Source organism: Mesorhizobium sp. YC-39, from assembly GCF_025753795.1.
In the GTDB taxonomy this organism is placed as follows: Bacteria; Pseudomonadota; Alphaproteobacteria; order Rhizobiales; family Rhizobiaceae; genus Mesorhizobium.
In genome coordinates this window covers 408,236-425,787 of the sequence record NZ_JAOWPS010000004.1, presented here as the reverse complement: position 1 = coordinate 425,787, position 17,552 = coordinate 408,236, and the positions used below count along the sequence as shown (strand labels likewise).

General features: G+C 63.6%; 20 protein-coding genes. 14 read left to right on the top strand and 6 right to left on the bottom strand.

The window, feature by feature from the left end:
• Window positions 1-6: 6 nt before the first annotated feature.
• Entirely contained in the window at window positions 7-741 is a 735-nt protein-coding gene (gene minC, locus OHD62_RS23480; RefSeq protein WP_263787624.1) for a septum site-determining protein MinC, read from the bottom strand.
• A 273-nt stretch (window positions 742-1,014) separates the two neighbouring features.
• Complete coding sequence (locus OHD62_RS23475) at window positions 1,015-1,914, bottom strand: LysR family transcriptional regulator (protein WP_263787622.1); 900 nt, start codon at window positions 1,912-1,914, stop codon at window positions 1,015-1,017.
• Window positions 1,915-2,019: 105 nt separating this feature from the next.
• On the opposite strand from OHD62_RS23475, the gene OHD62_RS23470 reads away from it, so the two are divergent.
• The 7 genes from OHD62_RS23470 (at window position 2,020) to OHD62_RS23440 (ending at window position 6,631) form a co-directional block, all read left to right on the top strand.
• Window positions 2,020-2,424, top strand: coding sequence for a GlcG/HbpS family heme-binding protein (locus tag OHD62_RS23470; protein WP_263787620.1), 405 nt, complete (start codon window positions 2,020-2,022; stop codon window positions 2,422-2,424).
• Window positions 2,425-2,463: 39 nt separating this feature from the next.
• Complete coding sequence (locus tag OHD62_RS23465; RefSeq protein ID WP_263787618.1) at window positions 2,464-3,267, top strand: SDR family oxidoreductase; 804 nt, start codon at window positions 2,464-2,466, stop codon at window positions 3,265-3,267.
• Window positions 3,268-3,322: 55 nt separating this feature from the next.
• On the top strand, window positions 3,323-3,832 hold the full coding sequence (locus OHD62_RS23460; RefSeq protein WP_263787616.1) for a nuclear transport factor 2 family protein: 510 nt from the start codon (window positions 3,323-3,325) through the stop codon (window positions 3,830-3,832).
• Between the two features lie 81 nt (window positions 3,833-3,913).
• Window positions 3,914-4,564: an SDR family oxidoreductase gene (locus OHD62_RS23455; protein ID WP_184870940.1), complete on the top strand. Its 651-nt coding sequence runs from the start codon at window positions 3,914-3,916 to the stop codon at window positions 4,562-4,564.
• A 138-nt stretch (window positions 4,565-4,702) separates the two neighbouring features.
• Window positions 4,703-4,999, top strand: coding sequence for a putative quinol monooxygenase (locus OHD62_RS23450; protein WP_263787612.1), 297 nt, complete (start codon window positions 4,703-4,705; stop codon window positions 4,997-4,999).
• Window positions 5,000-5,255: 256 nt separating this feature from the next.
• The gene (locus OHD62_RS23445) at window positions 5,256-5,717 is read left to right on the top strand and encodes a VOC family protein (protein WP_263787610.1); all 462 of its coding nucleotides are present in this window, start codon (window positions 5,256-5,258) and stop codon (window positions 5,715-5,717) included.
• A 68-nt stretch (window positions 5,718-5,785) separates the two neighbouring features.
• Window positions 5,786-6,631: an oxidoreductase gene (locus tag OHD62_RS23440; protein ID WP_263787608.1), complete on the top strand. Its 846-nt coding sequence runs from the start codon at window positions 5,786-5,788 to the stop codon at window positions 6,629-6,631.
• A gap of 70 nt (window positions 6,632-6,701) precedes the next feature.
• On the opposite strand, the gene OHD62_RS23435 is transcribed toward OHD62_RS23440, so the two are convergent.
• Window positions 6,702-7,007, bottom strand: a complete 306-nt coding sequence (locus tag OHD62_RS23435; protein WP_263787606.1) for a hypothetical protein — start codon at window positions 7,005-7,007, stop codon at window positions 6,702-6,704.
• 18 nt (window positions 7,008-7,025) lie between these two features.
• Window positions 7,026-7,751: an SDR family oxidoreductase gene (locus tag OHD62_RS23430; RefSeq protein WP_263787604.1), complete on the bottom strand. Its 726-nt coding sequence runs from the start codon at window positions 7,749-7,751 to the stop codon at window positions 7,026-7,028.
• 201 nt (window positions 7,752-7,952) lie between these two features.
• Between OHD62_RS23430 and OHD62_RS23425 the strand changes: the two genes are divergently transcribed.
• Window positions 7,953-8,798 carry an AraC family transcriptional regulator gene (locus OHD62_RS23425; protein ID WP_263787602.1) on the top strand — a complete coding sequence of 282 codons (846 nt, stop codon included), beginning with the start codon at window positions 7,953-7,955 and terminating at the stop codon, window positions 8,796-8,798.
• A gap of 385 nt (window positions 8,799-9,183) precedes the next feature.
• Window positions 9,184-10,098 carry a DMT family transporter gene (locus OHD62_RS23420; RefSeq protein WP_263787600.1) on the top strand — a complete coding sequence of 305 codons (915 nt, stop codon included), beginning with the start codon at window positions 9,184-9,186 and terminating at the stop codon, window positions 10,096-10,098.
• Between the two features lie 101 nt (window positions 10,099-10,199).
• Here OHD62_RS23420 and OHD62_RS23415 read toward each other — a convergent pair whose 3' ends face one another.
• Window positions 10,200-10,580, bottom strand: a complete 381-nt coding sequence (locus OHD62_RS23415; RefSeq protein WP_263787598.1) for a RidA family protein — start codon at window positions 10,578-10,580, stop codon at window positions 10,200-10,202.
• Between the two features lie 119 nt (window positions 10,581-10,699).
• Window positions 10,700-11,827: a KamA family radical SAM protein gene (locus tag OHD62_RS23410; protein ID WP_263787595.1), complete on the bottom strand. Its 1,128-nt coding sequence runs from the start codon at window positions 11,825-11,827 to the stop codon at window positions 10,700-10,702.
• Window positions 11,828-12,297: 470 nt separating this feature from the next.
• Here OHD62_RS23410 and OHD62_RS23405 point away from each other — a divergent pair, with 470 nt between their 5' ends.
• From OHD62_RS23405 to OHD62_RS23385, 5 genes are all read left to right on the top strand, one after another.
• Window positions 12,298-13,236, top strand: a complete 939-nt coding sequence (locus OHD62_RS23405; RefSeq protein ID WP_263787593.1) for a hypothetical protein — start codon at window positions 12,298-12,300, stop codon at window positions 13,234-13,236.
• A 291-nt stretch (window positions 13,237-13,527) separates the two neighbouring features.
• The gene (locus OHD62_RS23400) at window positions 13,528-14,388 is read left to right on the top strand and encodes an FAD binding domain-containing protein (RefSeq protein ID WP_263787591.1); all 861 of its coding nucleotides are present in this window, start codon (window positions 13,528-13,530) and stop codon (window positions 14,386-14,388) included.
• Window positions 14,388-14,864 carry a (2Fe-2S)-binding protein gene (locus OHD62_RS23395; protein WP_263787589.1) on the top strand — a complete coding sequence of 159 codons (477 nt, stop codon included), beginning with the start codon at window positions 14,388-14,390 and terminating at the stop codon, window positions 14,862-14,864. Before OHD62_RS23400 ends, OHD62_RS23395 begins: the two co-directional genes overlap by 1 nt.
• 2 nt (window positions 14,865-14,866) lie before the next feature.
• Complete coding sequence (locus OHD62_RS23390) at window positions 14,867-17,131, top strand: xanthine dehydrogenase family protein molybdopterin-binding subunit (protein ID WP_263787587.1); 2,265 nt, start codon at window positions 14,867-14,869, stop codon at window positions 17,129-17,131.
• Entirely contained in the window at window positions 17,131-17,376 is a 246-nt protein-coding gene (locus OHD62_RS23385; protein WP_263787586.1) for a MoaD/ThiS family protein, read from the top strand. The genes OHD62_RS23390 and OHD62_RS23385 overlap by 1 nt, the downstream gene beginning before the upstream one ends.
• Window positions 17,377-17,552: the final 176 nt, after the last annotated feature.

Below are 17,552 nucleotides of genomic sequence, written 5' to 3'. Positions count from 1 at the left end.
GTCTTGTCAGCCGAGCGCCGCGATGCGCAGTGTGTCATTGTCGAGAAACGCCTGGACCGCCTTGCCGCGCACGGACGGTTCCATCTCCTCGGCGGTGCAGTACCAGCCATCCACCGACAGCAATTCGGCTTCGTTCCTGCGGCAGAAGATGCGCGCCGCGCCATTGCCGAGCACGCCGGCCGAAGCGCGCCCGCGCAGCGTGCCGTAGACGTGGATGGAGCCGGAGGCGACGATCTCGGAACCGGAGGCGACGGAACCCAGCACGATGACGTCGCCATGCGCGTGGAAGACCGACTGGCCCGAGCGGATCGGCGTCTTGACCATCAGCGTGTCGCCACCGAGCCGCGTCTCCTTGGCCTCGTCCGCCTTCTCCTCTTCCGGCTTGCCCGCGCCCTTGGCGCCGGCCAGCAGGCCATCCGATGTCGCCTCCTTGGCGCCGATCAGCGCCGGCGGGAGGTGGGCGCCAAGTGCCGCTCCGCCGTCGAGTTCGATGGCGTAGATGCGGATGCCGCGATGGCCGAGCTCGACGACCAGCGTTTCGATCTGGCTGACCTCGGGCTTCAGCATGTTGAGATCGAGCACCACCGGCCGGCCGGTGAAATAGCCCGGCGAGTTGCCGATCCAGCGATCGAGGCTCTCCAGCCACTCCGAAAGCGGCGCCTCCGGCGTCAGCGTGAATGCGACGAAAGAGCGGGCGCGAAAGCGAATGGATTTGGCCTCGAGGGGGGCGGCAAAGGTCACTGGCGGCGAATCCTTACTGAGAGGTTAAACGCTAGGCCAGGCATGGTTAACGAAAGGTTAATGGACGGTGTTTTGTGGCCTCGCGAAATGGCGCGTTGCGACAGGAGCAAGCCGGCGCTCGGCGCAAGAAGCGGTCGTTGCCGCGCAGATAGTCTGATGTCGACTTTGGGCCGGTAGCGGAACGACCGGTTTCACTAAAGATCTCTCGCAACCTGACGCTGTCCAAGCCGTGGCCAGCGTCAGCGGACATTTCGGTGAAGAACAAAGAATTGGTCAGGTTGGCCGGGCGTTGATCCGCAGAGCGTCAATGACAGCGCGAAGGCCGGCCGAGAGATATTTGCGCGTGGGGTAGTAGAGGTAAAGCCAGTCCTCACTAACGATCCAGTCAGTAAGGCATGCGACCAACCGCCCGCTTTCTACGTAAGGGCGTGCCCGATCTTCCCAGACATAGGCGAGGGCAATGCCGGCGAGCGCCGCTTCGATCATGAGTTCGTGGTCATGAAGAGCAAGCGGGCCCCGGACGTCGACATCGATGTCCTTGCCGCCTTTGGAAAAGGACCACGGGTAGCTCACGCCGCTCGGATAAAGGTTGCGGATGCAGACATGCGCGGCGAGGTCAGCCGGGGATTCCGGAGCCGGGTGTCGCCTGAAATAGTCCGGCGAGCCGACCACGGTGAGGCGAAGGCGCGGGTTGATCTTCACCGCGGTCATGCCGTCACGCAGGCTCTCCCCTAGCCGGATGCCGGCGTCGAATCCTTCCTCGACGATGTCGACCAGCCTGTCCGTCGCAACAATTTCCAGTTCGAGGTTCGGGTTGGCATCGATGAGCGGCCCGATCACCGGCCCAAGCACGAAGGGCGCGATCGAATTGGGCGCGTTGATGCGCACCTTGCCGAAAGGCGTGTCACGGAACTGGTTGAGTGCGTCGAGAGCAGAGCCGATATCGCCGAAGGCCGGCGACAGCTGGGACAAGAGCATTGCGCCCGCATCGGTCAGCGAGACGCTCCGCGTCGTGCGGTTCAGCAGACGGATGCCGACGCGAGACTCCAGGTTCGACACGGCATGGCTGATCGCCGAGGCCGTGACCCCGCGTTCTTCGCTTGCACGGCGAAAGCTGCGGTGCCGTGCGACCGCGTCGAAAGCGGCAAGTTCAGACAGGTCGGTGGCGCGCATTGATGATTCTCATTCAGGATTGATGCGAAGAGTATCTCGCTAATCGCCGCGAACGAAAAGACGCAATGTCCTCCTGTCAGCCGAGAGTTCCGGCAGGAGAACGCCATGTCACTCACCATTGAACGCGCCTTTGCAGCCATCGCAGCCGGTACCGAGCATGCCACGACGATAGGCGTTGCCGCCAATCTTGCCGTGCTCGACGCGGCCGCGCATCTGAAGGCATTTGCCCGGATGGATGGCGCCGTCCTCGGCAGCATCGACGTGGCGATCGGCAAGGCCCGCACCTCGGCGCTCTTCCAGATGAGCAGCGCGGCGGTCTGGGACTACTGCAAGCCAGGCGCTGCTGCTCCCAATCTCCAGGCCAGCAACGGCGGACTTATGCCCTTTCCCGGCGGACTTCCGATCTTCGACCGCGACGGCAACCTCATCGGCGCGCTCGGCGTCTCGGGCGGCGCACCGTCCCAGGACCTCGAGATCGCGCAAGCCGGGCTCGCCGCACTCGGCGACTGAACGTCTGATTCCCTTTCACCCAGGCCACGGAGATCACTCATGACCAAGACAATCCTGATAACGGGCGCCGGCTCTGGCTTCGCCGAAGCGGCAGCAATCGGCATGGCGCAGCTCGGCCACACCATCATCGCCACCGCGCAGATATCGCCGCAGGTCGCGGCTCTGCGCACCAAGGCTGCGGAACTCGGCCTCGACAACCTGCGCGTCGAAAAGCTCGACCTCGCGGACCCGTACGACATGGCCTTCATCGAGACGTTCGACATCGACGTGCTCTGGAACAACGCCGGTTACGGCGAGAGCGGACCGGTCAGCGAGATTCCGCTCGACCTCGTGCGCAGGAACTATGAGATCAATGTCTTCAAGCCGCTTGAACTGACCCAGGCCTTCATCCGGAAATGGATCGCCCAGGGCAAGAAGGCCAAGGTTGTTTTCACGTCCTCGATGGGCGGGCTGTTCACCCCGGCCGGCTGGGGCACCTACGTCTCGACCAAGCACGCCCTGGAATCGATCTCGGAGGCCATCGCCCAGGAAGTCGCGCCGTTCGGCATCAAGGTCCAGACCGTCAACCCCGGCGCGTACTACACCGGCTTCAACGAGACGATGGCCGATACCGCGTTCCGCTGGCTCGACGCAGACAGGAACTTCACCAAGCCCGCCGAGCTACGCGCAACCTTCGATGCGCTGCTGGCCTCGCCCATGGGCCATCTCGATCCGCAAGAAATGATCGACCGGATGATCGCGATCGTGCCGGCGGATACCGGCAAGGTCCGAAACGTCTGCCCGAAAGCGGTCGAGGACATGCTGAAGCAAGCGCAGGCCGACGCCTGGTCGGCCGAAATCTGAGGCCGGTGGGAACTCGCTGACGTCGTCCACGCATCAAGCCAAGAGGAGAATTGCCATGTCCACAAACACCTTCCCCCAGCGCGTCATTCGCGGTGGTTTGATCTTCGTAGCCGTCAGTTGCGCGGCCATTGCGCTGGCTCCCGCAGCAAACGCGCAGACACCCGAGCAGAACAAGGCGGCCGTGCAAGAAAAGTTCGACGCCTGGAGTGCCGGGACCGGCAACCCCTTCGAGCTTCTGGCTGAAGACGCGCGATGGACAATCGAAGGAAACTCGGCCGCGTCGAAAGCCTATCCGAGCAAGGAAGCCTTTCTCGCCAATGTCATCCGTCCGTTCAACGCGCGCATGACGGTTGGCCTGAAGCCGACCGTCCGCAGCATCACGGCTGAGGATGACCGCGTCGTCATCCTGTTTGACGCACAGGGAACCGCGCGCGACGGGAAACCCTACGTGAACACCTACGCGTGGTTCTTCACCATGCGGTCCGGATCGGTCGTCGAAGCCAGTGCCTTCTTCGATTCAATCGCCTTCAACGATCTTTGGTCCCGCGTCGAACCCGGCCAGTAAAACCGAACTCTTCTGCGTTTCGAAGCAAGCCTCCAGGCCGGCGCGAACCAGCCTGGCCGTCCGTTCACGAAAGGACATGCAATGCCCAAGGCAATCATGATCATCGGCGCCGGTCCCGGCATCGGCCAGGCCGTCGCGCGCAGGTTCGGCCGTGGGGGCTGGACCATTGTTCTATCCGCACGAAGCCGCAAGCGGCTGACGACACTGGTGGCCGAGTTGCAGCGGGCAGGCATCAAGGCCCACGCGATCGAGGCTGACGCGACCGACGCCGCGGCCCTGCGCGCAGCGATCACTGAGGCCGACAGGCTTACCGGCGGCCTGACCGCGATCCACTTCAACGCCGCTGTTGTGCGCCAACAGGACCTGTTCAGCATGACGGACGACGAGGTCGCGCAGGATCTGGCGATCAACGTCGCGGGAGGCCTCAACACCATTCGCGCGGCGGTAGCACAGTTCGGAACGCGCGCAGGCACCATCCTCGTGACTGGAGGCGGCCTTGGCATCACGCCACACGAAGGCTGGGCGAGCCTCGGCGTCGGCAAGGCGGCCCTGCGCAATATCGTGCAGGGACTGGCCGCGCCTTTGGCGAAGCGGGATATCCGGATCGCGATCGCGACTGTCGCCACACTGGTCAGCCCCGACACTGAGGAATCGCGTGATGTCGCCGACGTCTTCTGGACACTTGCGACCGAACCGGATGCCTCCTGGGAGGCTGTCTATCCCGCCGCCTGACATATTCCTTGGCCGGCTTGATCCCATTCTGCCCAATCTCTCAGTCCAGGGCCGGGCGTCTACGGAAATCACGCGATCCAGGTGCCGGCCCAGATGTCGGCCGCGACATCCCGGACTATCAATTCATGGAGCTTCGCAATGACTGAGCAACTCACCCTGATCGCCCGCCTCACCGCGAAACCCGAACACGCAGAGGCGCTCGGCAAGGGTCTGCACGACCTCATCTCCCCGACGTTGAAAGAGGAAGGTTCGATTAGCTACGTGCTTCACCGAGATAATGATGATCCCAATGTGTGGATCCTTTACGAGACCTGGCGTTCGCGCGCCGACCTCGACGTCCACTTCGCCCAGCCCTACACCAAAGCGATGCTGTCTCGCTTCCCCGAGTTGCTGGCGAAAGACATGGAGCTCACCTTCGCCACGGCTGTTGGTTGAAGTCTGCGAACTGACCGCGGCCAACATCTAGCGCGGCGCGAACTTCTGGAGGCATCCTTTGCAGGCTGGCACCGGCGATTTTTTGCCGGTTGCCGGCCTGTTCCGCTTTGTCCGCCCCTAGTTCGCTCCGGGAAGGGATCTGCGCATTGATAAACCGGGCTCATCAGTGATCGGAAAATAGATGAGCTAATCAAAGATCAGGCCGCGCGCCATTCTCCTCCTCGCAGACGCAATAAACCTTTCGAGGAGACCTCAAATGGCCAACTTCCAAATACCCGCCCGCAACACCCGGTCGACCTTCGCTGATATGCGCGGTCACCACGTGGCACTGCGTGTCAGCGATTTCGCCAGGGCGAAGGCCTGGTACACAGAGAAGCTCGACTTCCGCGTCGTCCATCAATGGCCCTACGCCGACGAGGAGCTTGCCTATCTCGCCCCGCCCAACGACGACAACTTCATGATCGAATTGTTGGCCGGCGGCGATCCGCTGCCGATCGCGGCGCCGTCATACACCGACCTGGGCGACAGCCTCCGCTATGCCGGCTACCACCACTTCTGCATTAACGTTGCCGACATGGACAAAACCGTCGCGGAACTGAAGGCGCGCGGAGTGACCATTGTCACCGAGCCGTTCAAACTCGATGCCATCAGCCGCAAGCTGGCCTTCTTCGCCGATCCGTTCGGCAACCTGATCGAACTGGCCGAGATAGTCGACTGAGCCGCCGAAACCGAAAGGCGTCCCCGTTGCGGACGCCTTTACAACTCACAGCCATGACGGAGACAAACATGCCCAAGACCTGGTTCATTACCGGGTGCTCGACCGGCTTCGGCCGAGCCATTGCCCAGCACCTTCTGGCGAACGGCCACAACGTCGCCGTGACCGCTCGCAATCCGGCGCAGGTCGAGGACCTCGTTGCCCGGCACCCCGATGCCGCCATTGCCATCAGGCTCGATGTGACGGATGCAACGCAGATCGACGAAGCACTCGAAATAGCGACCCGGCGCTTCGGCGCGATCGACGTTCTCGTCAACAATGCGGGCGTTGGATACTTCGGTTCATTCGAGGACAGCGATCTCGCGGCCGTGCACGCGATGTTCGATCTCAACGTCTGGGGACTGGTCAACATGACGCGCGCCGTGCTCCCGGCAATGCGGCAGGCCAGGGCCGGCACCATCGTCAACATCTCGTCGATCGGCGGCCTGCGCGCCTTCCCCTCCCTGAGCTTCTATGCTGCGACCAAGCATGCGGTCGAGGCGATCTCAGAATCGCTGTCGGCCGAGGTCTCGCCGTTGGGGATCAAGGTTCTGATCGTCGAGCCCAGCGCGTTCCGCACCGACTGGGCCGGCCGTTCAGCGGCGGAAGCGGCCAACCCGACCTCCGACTACGACCAGAGCGCCGGCGCAGTGCAGCGCATGATCCGCAGCTGGAGCGGCAATCAGGCAGGTGACCCTGCACGCGCCGCAGCAGCGATCGTACGCGCCGTCGAGGCGGAGCGTCCGCCGCTGCGGCTGCTGCTCGGGCGCGGCGCGCTGGCTGGCGCACGCGAAAAGCTCGAGACGCTCAAGGTCGATTTCGACGCATGGGCCGAGACCACCGAAGGCGCGGATTTCCCCGGCACCGAACCGACCTGACGCGATCGCGCAATGCGGCTGCCGCGAGGCGGCCGCATCGTCGCGCCACGCCGTTGCGAACGCGACGCAGTCATCCGTCCAATGAATGGTGCACCTGCGAGATCGTCCAGTCGACACTGCGGTGATCGATCGTCAGGTGAACCGGCGACTCCGCCATCTCCGTCATGATGCCGGCCGCCGAACGGTGGCCGTCCTCGGTGGTTTCCCAGAACACAATGTCGACGATCATGCCGTCGTCGCGCTCGCAGATGCGCCGCCCCATGAAACCGGGCTGACGGCGAATCCACGGGTCGATATCGGCATTTGCGGTGATGAAGTCGGCGATGGACAGTCCCGCCTTGAGCCTGAGCGTGGTGATCTCGATGGCATGGGTCATGAGATGCGTCTCCTGAGATCAGCCTTGTGTGGTCGGCCGGACGATCAATTCGTTGATGTCGACATCTGCCGGCTGGCTGATGGCGAAGGCGATTGCCTCCGCTATCGCCTGGGGCGAGATCGACGTGTTTTCGAGCATGTCCTTGAAGAACGCGCGCGTGCCCGGTTCGGCGATGCCGTCAAACAGTTCGGTGCGTGTTAGGCCGGGGCTGATCAACGTTGCCCGGACGTGCCGGCTTTCCTGCCGCAGCCCTTCGGTGACGGCACGCACGGCGAACTTCGTGGCCGCGTAAACTCCAGCCGTCGGGTCGACGCGATATGAAGAGACCGATCCGATGTTGATGATATGGCCCGACTTGCGTTCCGTCATCGTCGGCAAGACCGCAGCCACACCGTTTAGGACGCCGCGCAGATTGACGTCGATCATCCGGTTCCATTCGTCGAAGCGCACGTCGGACATCGGCGCGAGGGGCATGATGCCGGCGTTGTTCACCAGCACGTCGACCCCACCAAAAGCCGCCTCGGCCTGCGCGACGAAGGCCCTCATGTCGGCAAGGCTGGTGACGTCCAACGGAATTGCGATCGCCTTGCCGCCGGAGAGGGCGATGTGCTCGGCGATGGACTGGATGCGATCGAGGCGGCGGGCGCCGAGCGCAATACGATGGCCGAGCTGCGCCAGATGGCGTGCCGTTGCCTCTCCTATGCCGCTCGATGCGCCGGTGATGAGGATGGTCTTGGTGGTCATGCGTCCATTCCGGATGTTTGCGTTGATGGTCCGGAGTACCTTGATCGACGGCTGGATCGTTAGCTCTGTCCTGCAAGAGTCTTGCACGATCCTGCAACGCCTGCCGAGCTCTGATGACCAGGCTTGCAGGATTGTGTATCGGACTTCTGGAACGTGAGCCGCCAGATGCCGCATCGCCCGCCGTCCGAACTCTACGCTGACATGGCCGATATCCTGGAGCGCCACTTGCCTCAGGATGGTGACTTGGCTTCGGCCGTCGCCGGCCTCTACCTCAGCCGCCGCTCGGCGCCGACCGAACCGGTATACCTGTCGCAATGGCCATGCTTTGCGTTCGTCATTCGAGGCAGGAAGAATGTGACGTTGGGCGACGTCACGCACTCCTACGGTGTTGGCGACTATCTGGTCGTCTCGTTCGATCTTCCGGTCGTCTCCCGCGTTGTCCAGGCTGCGGCCGGCGAGCCGCACCTTGGCTTTGGCATGGCCATCAATCCCGATTGCGTGAGGGAACTGCTCGCTCGGATGCAGCCGCTGCCGACGTCGAAGTCCACTTTTGGCCTGACCGTCAACGAGGCTTCGCACGAGTTGCTTGACGCATCCCTCCGCTACCTTCGCTTGCTCGATAGTCCGGCCGACATTTCCGTCTTGGCGCCGGTGATCGAGCGCGAAATTCACTTTCGCCTTCTCACCGGCCCTATGGGCGGCCGGCTGCTTCAGATCGCCATGGCGGGCACGCCCGACAATCGTATCGCCCGCGCCATCGAATGGCTGCGTGGCAACTTCGCTCAACCGCTGCGCATCGAGGAGTTGGCGAGGCGGGTTGGAATGAGCGTGTCGTCGCTCCACCACCTCTTCAAGAGCGCTACCGCCATGACTCCGATGCAGTATCAGAAACGGCTGCGCCTGACCGAGGCGCGCCGCCTGATGCTGGCAGAACGCCTTGATGTCGGAACCGCCGGCTACGCCGTTGGCTACCAGAGCCCGTCGCAATTCAGCCGCGAGTACCGACGCCTTTTCGGCAAGCCACCAATCCGCGACATTCCAAATTAGACCATTCGGAGTGGTGTTCTGCCCTGTATTCCTGGATTGCTTGGCGAGGGGTGACGTGGCACCCAACGCCTCGCTGTATTACGTCCGCTTTCAGCAAACGCTGGGAGCGGATTGTACGGCTGAAACGAGGCGCGAAGCAGTCATGCGCGCTTCACCTGTGAGGGTCCGCTGAGGGTGATAAGCAGATTTTGCGGACCGCGAAATGGCGCGCCCTCCGAGAGGTGCGGCAGGGGTTCGAAAGTCCGTCGTCCTGCAAATGCCGGGCACAACTTCGTACCACCACGCTCCACTTGTCCCGCATTGGACCGCCATGTCGGCGGGGCTGCCATCTGGTCATGCCGTTTGCTGTGAGATATCCGGCTGCAACCGTCACATGAGTTAAACCGTGAAGACATCGAGCCTGACAGGCGCCGTTTCCCCGACGATCCCGGTGCTCATATGCGCGCTCGCGATCTTCCTGCTGTCCGCGATGGATGTGGCGATGAAGGTCCTGGTCATCGCCGTGGGCGTCTACAACACTGTGCTGTGGCGCAGCATGCTGGCGACCTTAGTCGCGGGCGCGGGTTGGTCAGCGGGGCCGCGCTCGCAGCCAACCATTCAGGTTCTGGGGCTGCATGCATTGCGCGCCGTGATCGTCGGCATCGTCATACTGTGTTTCTTTTGGGGTCTTGCCAAGCTGCCGCTGGCGGAGGCCATCGGGCTCAGCTTCATCGCGCCCTTGTTCGCCCTCTTTCTCGCCGCGCTGCTGCTGGGCGAGCGCATCCGGCGGCAGGCGATCTGGGCGTCGATGGCTGGCATCGCCGGCGTGGTGATCATAATGGCCGGCCAGTTTGGACGGGCAAGCTATTCGCAGGATGCCGTGCTGGGTACGGCAGCCGTGCTCGTATCGACCGTGTTCTACGCCTACAATCTGGTGCTCGCCCGGCAACAGGCGTTGTTAGCCAAGCCAATCGAGATCATGTTCTTCCAGAACCTCGCCATTGCAATCATCCTCGGCCTCGCCGCGCCATGGCTCGCCGTCGCGCTGCCGATCGATCTCTGGCTTCCCCTGGCCGGGGTGACGGCGCTGTCGCTTATCGGCCAATTCATGATGAGTTGGGCCTATGCCCGCGCCGAAGCGCAATATCTGATCCCGACGGAATATTCGGCCTTCATCTGGGCGGTAGCACTTGGCTGGCTCATCTTCGATGAGGCGGTTACCTGGACCACGCTGGCAGGGGCATGCCTGATCATCGCCGGTTGCTTGATCGCCATGCGTGCAAATCCGAAACTGGCCGAGCCGATCGAGGCGACAATCTGAGGAACTCGCTGCACCCGGGCTGTCTTCATGCCGCTGATATCCCCGGTACCAGGCTAATGGACTGACCGATGCCTGTTTGAATTCACCCTGATTGGCAACGGTTACGCCTCGGCGATCATAGCGATCGAGATCTTGAGCCTGGGGATGCGGACAGGGAGCTTGGCGCCTTGCCGTGCCGGCGGATCGGTCGGAAACCACTTCACCCATTCTTCGTTCATGCCTGCAAAATCATCCTCGTCGGCGAGGATGACGGTGGCGCTGACAGCCTTGTCGAGTGTCGTTCCGGCGGCCTTCAGAATGGCCGCGATATTGCGCAGGGCCTGCGCTGTCTGCTCCTGTATCGTCTCGCCCACAATCATGCCCGTCGCCGCGTCGTAGGCGGCCGTCCCGGAGACAAACACCAGTCCCGCACATTTTACCGCGTGACTGTAAACGGGTGGAGCTTTGGGGAGATCATCGCCAGATACAATGGTCCGTGGCATGTCGATGCTCCTGCCTCTGATGATTGCGTCTTGCACCTGATGTCGACAACAATCAAGTCGACCGGAGAGCGAACAGCCTTGGCCGAATTGGCGACAGAGAGGGCGGGGAACCCAAGCGTTCAGGGCTCCCCCACCACCTCCGCATACCCCCTCACCGCCCCGTCCTGCCCGCGTATCCGCCAAATCTCCCCGTCCCGCGCCTCGACATGACACGGCCCAATCGGCACCTTCCCCCCGCCGTCTGGCAGGTCCAGCACATAGACGGGGTTGCAGATGCCCGACAGGCGCTGGCGCAGCGCGGCGACCAGCGCCTGGCCTTCCGCAATGGTGGTGCGCCGGTGCGCCATGCCGCGCGCGAGGTCGCCATGGTGGAGGTAATAGGGTTTGACGCCGAGGCGATACATCAGCTCGCGGCAGAGCTCCTCCAGCACCTCGACCGTGTCGTTGACGCCTTTCAGGAGAACGCTCTGGTTGAGCAGCACGAAGCCGGCCTGCCTCATTGTGCGGCAAGCCTGCTCAGTGGCCGGCGTGATCTCGCGCGCGTGGTTGAAATGGGTGACGACGCTGACCATCAGCCGGCCCTGCAAGGCCTGGACCAGCCCTGCCGTGATGCGCGAGGGCAGCGCCACCGGCACGCGCGTGTGGATGCGCAACAGGCGCACATGCGCGATGGCCTCGATGCGGGCGCGGATTTCGGCCAGCGCCTTGTCCGGCAGGGAGAGCGGGTCGCCGCCGGTCAGGATCACCTCGCGGATTTCGGGATGCGCCGTGATATAGGCGAAGGCCGGTTCCAGCGCCTCGCGCGTATAGCCGCGACCGATCGAGGTCAGCGATTCCTTGCGAAAGCAGAACCGGCAATAGACCGCGCATTGATAGGTCGGGAACAACAGCACCCGGTCGGCATGGCGATGCGTCAAGCGTGGCACCGGGCTGAATTCATGGTCGGCGATCGGATCGTCGAGCTCGCCCTCCTCTTCCACCAACTCCTGCGGCGACGGGATGACCTGCGCCCGGATCGGATCGGCGGGGTCGTTCCAGTCGATCAGGTCGAGATAGGCTTTTGGGATGCGCACCTTGTGGTTCGCGGCCGCTTCTTGCACCGCCTCGCGCTCGGCCGGCGACAGCGGCAGGTGGTCGAGGTCGCGCACATGCCGCACGCCCTGGCGGACATCGTCCTGCCAGGCGGCGTCGGCGCGCAGCTCGGCCGGTGCGCCGGCCGCATCGTCGATGTCGAGTTGTGAGGTCATCGAAGGCTCCTTGAGTTCGGGCTGGATACAGCATCGGAGCCGAGGGTTGAACCCTTGCTCGATGTACGGACGAGAAGGCTCGTGTGCGGTTCCTTGAAGCAACTTGCGGCACATATCTGCAAGGCCGCATTCTACGGCTGATCTCACGGCATGGATCCCAGGGTCTCCGCTTCGCTCCGTCCATACATGACGAAGACATGGAGGCCTGTGGCTAGTCGCGAATGCTGGAGAATGGCCGAAGCGTCCACCCCTTCGTCATCCTGGGGCGGAGCAGGAGCGAAGCGACGTCGCGGAGACCCCGGGTCCATGCGTGACTTCCGAGCGCTGCAACGGTGCAGCTTAGGGCCCCTCTCCGAACCGCTTCGCGGTCCCCGGCGCCTCCTCCAGCCTAACACCACCTACGAACCCATAGCCGTTAAAGCGCAATGGTATTAGTCTGCCCTCAGGGGAACGGGGGACTTGGCGCAACAATGAATTTCAACTCGGGCCATGGCTACCTGCTCATCGGCGGCCTCATCCTGATTGGCGGCGGGCTGCTGATCCTGTCGCTGATCGTCAACCTCTGGGTGGCGCACAGCGTGCGCGACGATGTGCGCCATCGCGAAAAGCTGCTGGAATATCATCGCAACATCTTTTCGCAGCTCGGCGTCATCCTGATCGGCATCGGCGTTTCCCTGTTCATCTTCTTTTTCCAGCAGAATTATCAGGACCAGCGCAAGCGCGACACGGAGCTGCAGCAGGTTATGGCGAAACTCGCGGCACGCATTGCCCGTGGCAGCGCCGTCGCCGGATCGCTTGGCGAATTCGACGAATTGCTGGATCAGGGCGGCCCCTATGTCAGCCCGGAAATTGGCGGCAACAACGCCGCGGTCAGCGCCCAGGGCGGCGCCGCGCTCGCCAAACAGGTCTCCCAGATCCTTCTGGTCGAGCGTGATGTCGATGTTCAGGACTTCGATATCCTCAATCTGTCACGCGATTTCGAATCGTCTTTCGTCGTCAACGAACTCAACCCGACATTGTGGTTCAACCTCGTGCGCGACGAGGCCGACATCAAATACGCGACCACGCAGATCGCCCTCGACTACAAGGACCTGCAGGATGCCATCGGCGGCGAGCCGGTCGAGACTGCGGTCGCCGATCCTGAAAAGGCGCGCCGGATCAAGCAGGAGGTGCTCGACATCTTCTATGACGCCGACCTGCTGCGCCAGCGCAGCAGGCGGTTTCTGGCCCGCGCCTGCTGGCTTTTCAGCAACGGGCGCGGCTTCGTCAAGCTGGCGCCTGTCGAGGCGATCGAAGCCGATACCCGGTCGCACCAGAAATGGATCGACCGGGCAAAGCCCGTCCTGACACAAATGACGTCGGGCAGCGGCGACTGCTTCAAATTGCTGCAGTTCGGCCCGGCGTCCTGAGTTTAATGCATGTCGCGCAAAAGTGTGCAGCGGTTTTGCGATAACGACATGCATAAAAACAAAACCTAAAGCGCGTCGCATGAGGCCCGTCAAACACGACGCGCTTTAGACGACAACGATTGATCCGCCGGGCTGAGAGGGTGTACCAACACGGGTGCAAGCCGGTTCAGGTGGATTTGGGACTCGATTTTGCTGCGCCTGGCCTAATCGCCGCTGGTGCAGAACGGGATAGCCATTCCGATCACAGGCCCTATAACAGGCCGACAGGATTCTGGTGATCAAGGGGAGACGATGCGTTACATACGTCCGCTTTCAATCGAAGATGCCGTTGGCCAGTTGGCCGGCTCGTCTGGCACAGCCGCCATTCTAGCCGGAGGCAGCGACCTCCTGGTGAGGATGAAGGGCGGCTTCGTCGAACCCGACCTCATCGTCGACATCAAGGCAATCGAGTCTTTAAGCGAAATCAGGGAAACGGCGGAGGGCTTCAGCATCGGCGCTGCGGTCCCCTGTGCCGTCGTGGGAGAGAATGCTTCCCTGAAAAAGGCATGGCCGGGGGTCGTCGAGGCGGCCAAGCTGATCGGCTCGAAGCAGGTGCAGGGACGCTGCACCATCGTTGGCAATCTTTGCAACGCCTCGCCGGCGGCCGACAGCGTGCCGGCACTGGTTGCCGCAGGCGCCAGGGCTGTGGTTGTCGGGCCGGGAGGCAGGCGCACGATTGCCGTGGAGGCTGTGCCGACCGGGCCGGGCAAGACCTCGCTCGCCAAGAGCGAGATCATCGAGGCCATCCTGCTCGACAAGCGCGCGCCACGCTCCGGCGATGCCTATCTGCGGTTCATTCCGCGCACGGAGATGGATATCGCCGTGGTCAGCGCCGGCGTGAACCTGACGATCGATGAGGCGGGTGTGGTGAAATCGGCCCGCGTGGCTGTGGGCGCAGCGGCGCCGACGGTGCTGCTGGTCGAGGAGGCCGCCGAGGCCCTCATCGGCAGGAAGCTGGACGAAGCCGCACTTGAGCGGCTCGCCAAGGTCTGCGCGGGCGCCTGCCGACCCATCGATGACAAGCGCGGCACCGTCGAATTCAGAAGGAAAGTTGCGGGTGTGCTGGCCAGAAGGGCCGCCATGACCGCCTATACACGTGCAGGAGGCAAATGATGGCCGGTGTAGCAGTCTCAACGACAATCAACGGCGACAATGTCGAGTACCTTTGCCAGCCTGACGAGACGCTGCTCGACGTGCTGCGCGATCGCCTCGGGCTGACCGGCGCCAAGGAAGGCTGCGGCACCGGCGACTGCGGCGCCTGCAGCATCATCCTCGACGACCGGCTGGTGTGCTCGTGCCTCGTGCTTGGCGCGGAGGCCGAGGGCCGCCGCGTCGAGACCGTCGAGGGCATGGCGCATGGCGACACGCTGCATCCGCTGCAGCAGAAGTTCCTCGAGCACGCGGCGCTGCAATGCGGCATCTGCACGCCGGGCTTCCTGATCGCGGCGAAGGACCTTCTGGCCAAGAACCCCGACCCGAGCGAGGAGGAAATCCGCTTCGGCCTCGCTGGGAACCTCTGCCGCTGCACCGGCTATGACAAGATCGTGCGCGCCGTCCAGGACGCGGCAAACGTGATGAAGGGAGCCTGACGATGAATTTCGATCCACGTTTTGCGGGGCGCAGTTTCACCTCTGTCGGCACCCGCCCCATCCGTCCCGACGGCGTCGACAAGGTGACGGGCCGCGCCCGCTACGGCGCCGACTTCAACATGGCCGGCCAGCTGGTCGGGCGTGTTCTCAGAAGCCCGCACGCGCATGCGAAGATCAGGAAGATCGACACCTCGAAGGCGGAGCAGCTCCCCGGCGTGAAGGCGGTGATCACCGCCGCCGACCTGCCCGACCTCACCGACGGCGATGCCGGCATGTACGACATCCTCGACAACTGCATGGCGCGCACCAAGGCGCTCTATGACGGCCATGCCGTGGCCGCGGTCGCAGCCGTCGATGCCCGCACCGCCAGGCAGGCGCTGAAGCTGATCGAAGTCGACTACGAGCTGCTGCCGCATGTGACCGATGTCGACGAGGCGATGAAGCACTCCGCGCCTCTCGTCAACGACGCCATCTTCACCGAGGGCCTCGAGCAAAAGCCGGTAAAACCGTCCAATGTCGCCAAGCGCAGCCAGTTTGGCCATGGCGATGTCCATCAGGGTTTCGGGCAGGCCGATTTCGTCGTCGAACGCTCCTTCAAGACCGAGCAGACGCACCAGGGCTATATCGAGCCGCATGCCTGCGTGGCGAGCGTCAGCTCCGATGGCACCGCCGACCTCTGGGTCTGCACGCAGGGGCATTTCGTCTACCGCCAGCATTGCGCCCAACTGCTCGGGCTGGAAGCCTCGAAGCTGCGCGTCACCTCCTCCGAGATCGGCGGCGGTTTCGGCGGCAAGACCCATGTCTGGGCCGAGCCGGTGGCGCTCGCTTTGTCGCGCAAGGCGGGCCGGCCGGTGAAGCTGGTGATGACCCGCGATGAGGTGTTCCGCGCCTCGGGCCCGACCAGCGCCACCTCGATCGACGTCAAGATCGGCGCCCGCAAGGACGGCACGATCACCGCGGCCGAGGCGACGCTGCGCTACACCAGCGGCCCCTATGCCGGCATGTGGGCCGAGCTTGGCGCCATGACGGCGTTCGCCTGCTACAAGCTCGATAACGTCAAGACCGTGGGCTATGAGGTGCTGGTCAACCGGCCGAAGACGGCCGCCTACCGCGCGCCGTCGGCGCCGATGGCGGCGTTTGCGGTGGAAAGCGCCGTCGACGAGCTCGCCAAGCAGATCGGCATCGACCCGGTCGAGTTCCGCATCAAGAACGCCGCGCAGGAAGGCACCCGCTCCTCCTACGGCCCGGTCTACGGGCCGATCGGCATCGGCCCGACGCTGGAAGCGGCGAAGAACCATCCGCACATGAAGGCGCCGCTAAAGGAAAACCAGGGGCGCGGCATGGCTTGCGGCTTCTGGTTCAATTTCGGCGGCCAGACCTGCACCGACCTCAACATCGGCATGGACGGCTCGGTCTCGCTTGCCGTCGGCACGGTCGATGTCGGCGGCTCGCGCGCGTCGCTGTCGCTGGTGGCGGCGGAGGAGCTCGGCATCGACTATTCCCACGTCAAGGCGATCGTCGCCGACACATCCTCGCTCGGCTACAACGACATGACGGACGGCAGCCGCGGCACCTTCTCCTCCTCGATGGCGACCATCTCGGCCGCCCGCAACGCGATCAGGGTCCTCAGGGAACGCGCGGCGCAGATGTGGGACGTGCCGGTGGACGATGTGCACTGGGAACAGGGCCATGCTATCGCCAGGGGCGAGAAATACGGCAACCTCTCGCCGCTATCCTTGAAGGAGATTGCCGCGCAATCCGGCAAGACCGGCGGGCCGATCGCCGGCCACAGCGAGCTGGTCGCCGACGGCGCCGGCGTGTCCTTCGCCACCCATATCTGCGACATCGAGGTCGACCCCGAGACCGGCGCCACCCGCGTGATCCGCTACACGGTGGTGCAGGATGCCGGCAAGGCGGTGCACCCGACCTATGTCGAGGGCCAGTACCAGGGCGGTGCCGCGCAAGGCATCGGCTGGGCGCTCAACGAGGAGTATATCTATGGCAAGGACGGGCGGCTGCAAAACCCCGGCTTCCTCGACTACCGCATCCCGGTCTGCTCGGACCTGCCGATGATCGACACGCAGATCCTCGAGATCCCCAATCCCAACCATCCTTACGGGGTGCGCGGCGTCGGCGAGACCTCGATCGTGCCGCCGCTGGCGGCGATCGCCAATGCGGTGTCGAACGCCGCGGGCGTGCGCATGACGCATATCCCGATGTCGCCGCCGCGCATCCTGGCGGCGATCGAGGCTGAACGGGAAGGCTGATGGTCGAAGTGACGCTCTGGGGATCGCTTGGCGCGCTCGCCGGAGGCCAGAGCAAGGTCGAGATCGAGGCCAAGGACATAAGGGAGCTGTTCAGGAAACTGGCTGAGCAGTATCCCGGCCTCGAACCCTTGATCGAGAAGGGAATCGCGGTGGCGATCGACGGGACGATCTATCGCGATACGTGGTCGAAGGAATTGCCGGAAGGAGCGGAGATTTTCCTGCTGCCGCGGTTGGCGGGGGGGTGATGTTGGGGGCGAGGACGCGCGGTGTGTAGAATGGCAGCTTTGCGCCTCATCTCCGTCGCTCAAGTACGTGCATGCGGTACCCGGAAGCAGACACTCGTTCAGCCTAGAAGCGAAAGTTCGTTTCGTGCCTTCCGACAGCGTCAGCATCGCCGCGACTTAACTGATTGCAGGCCCCT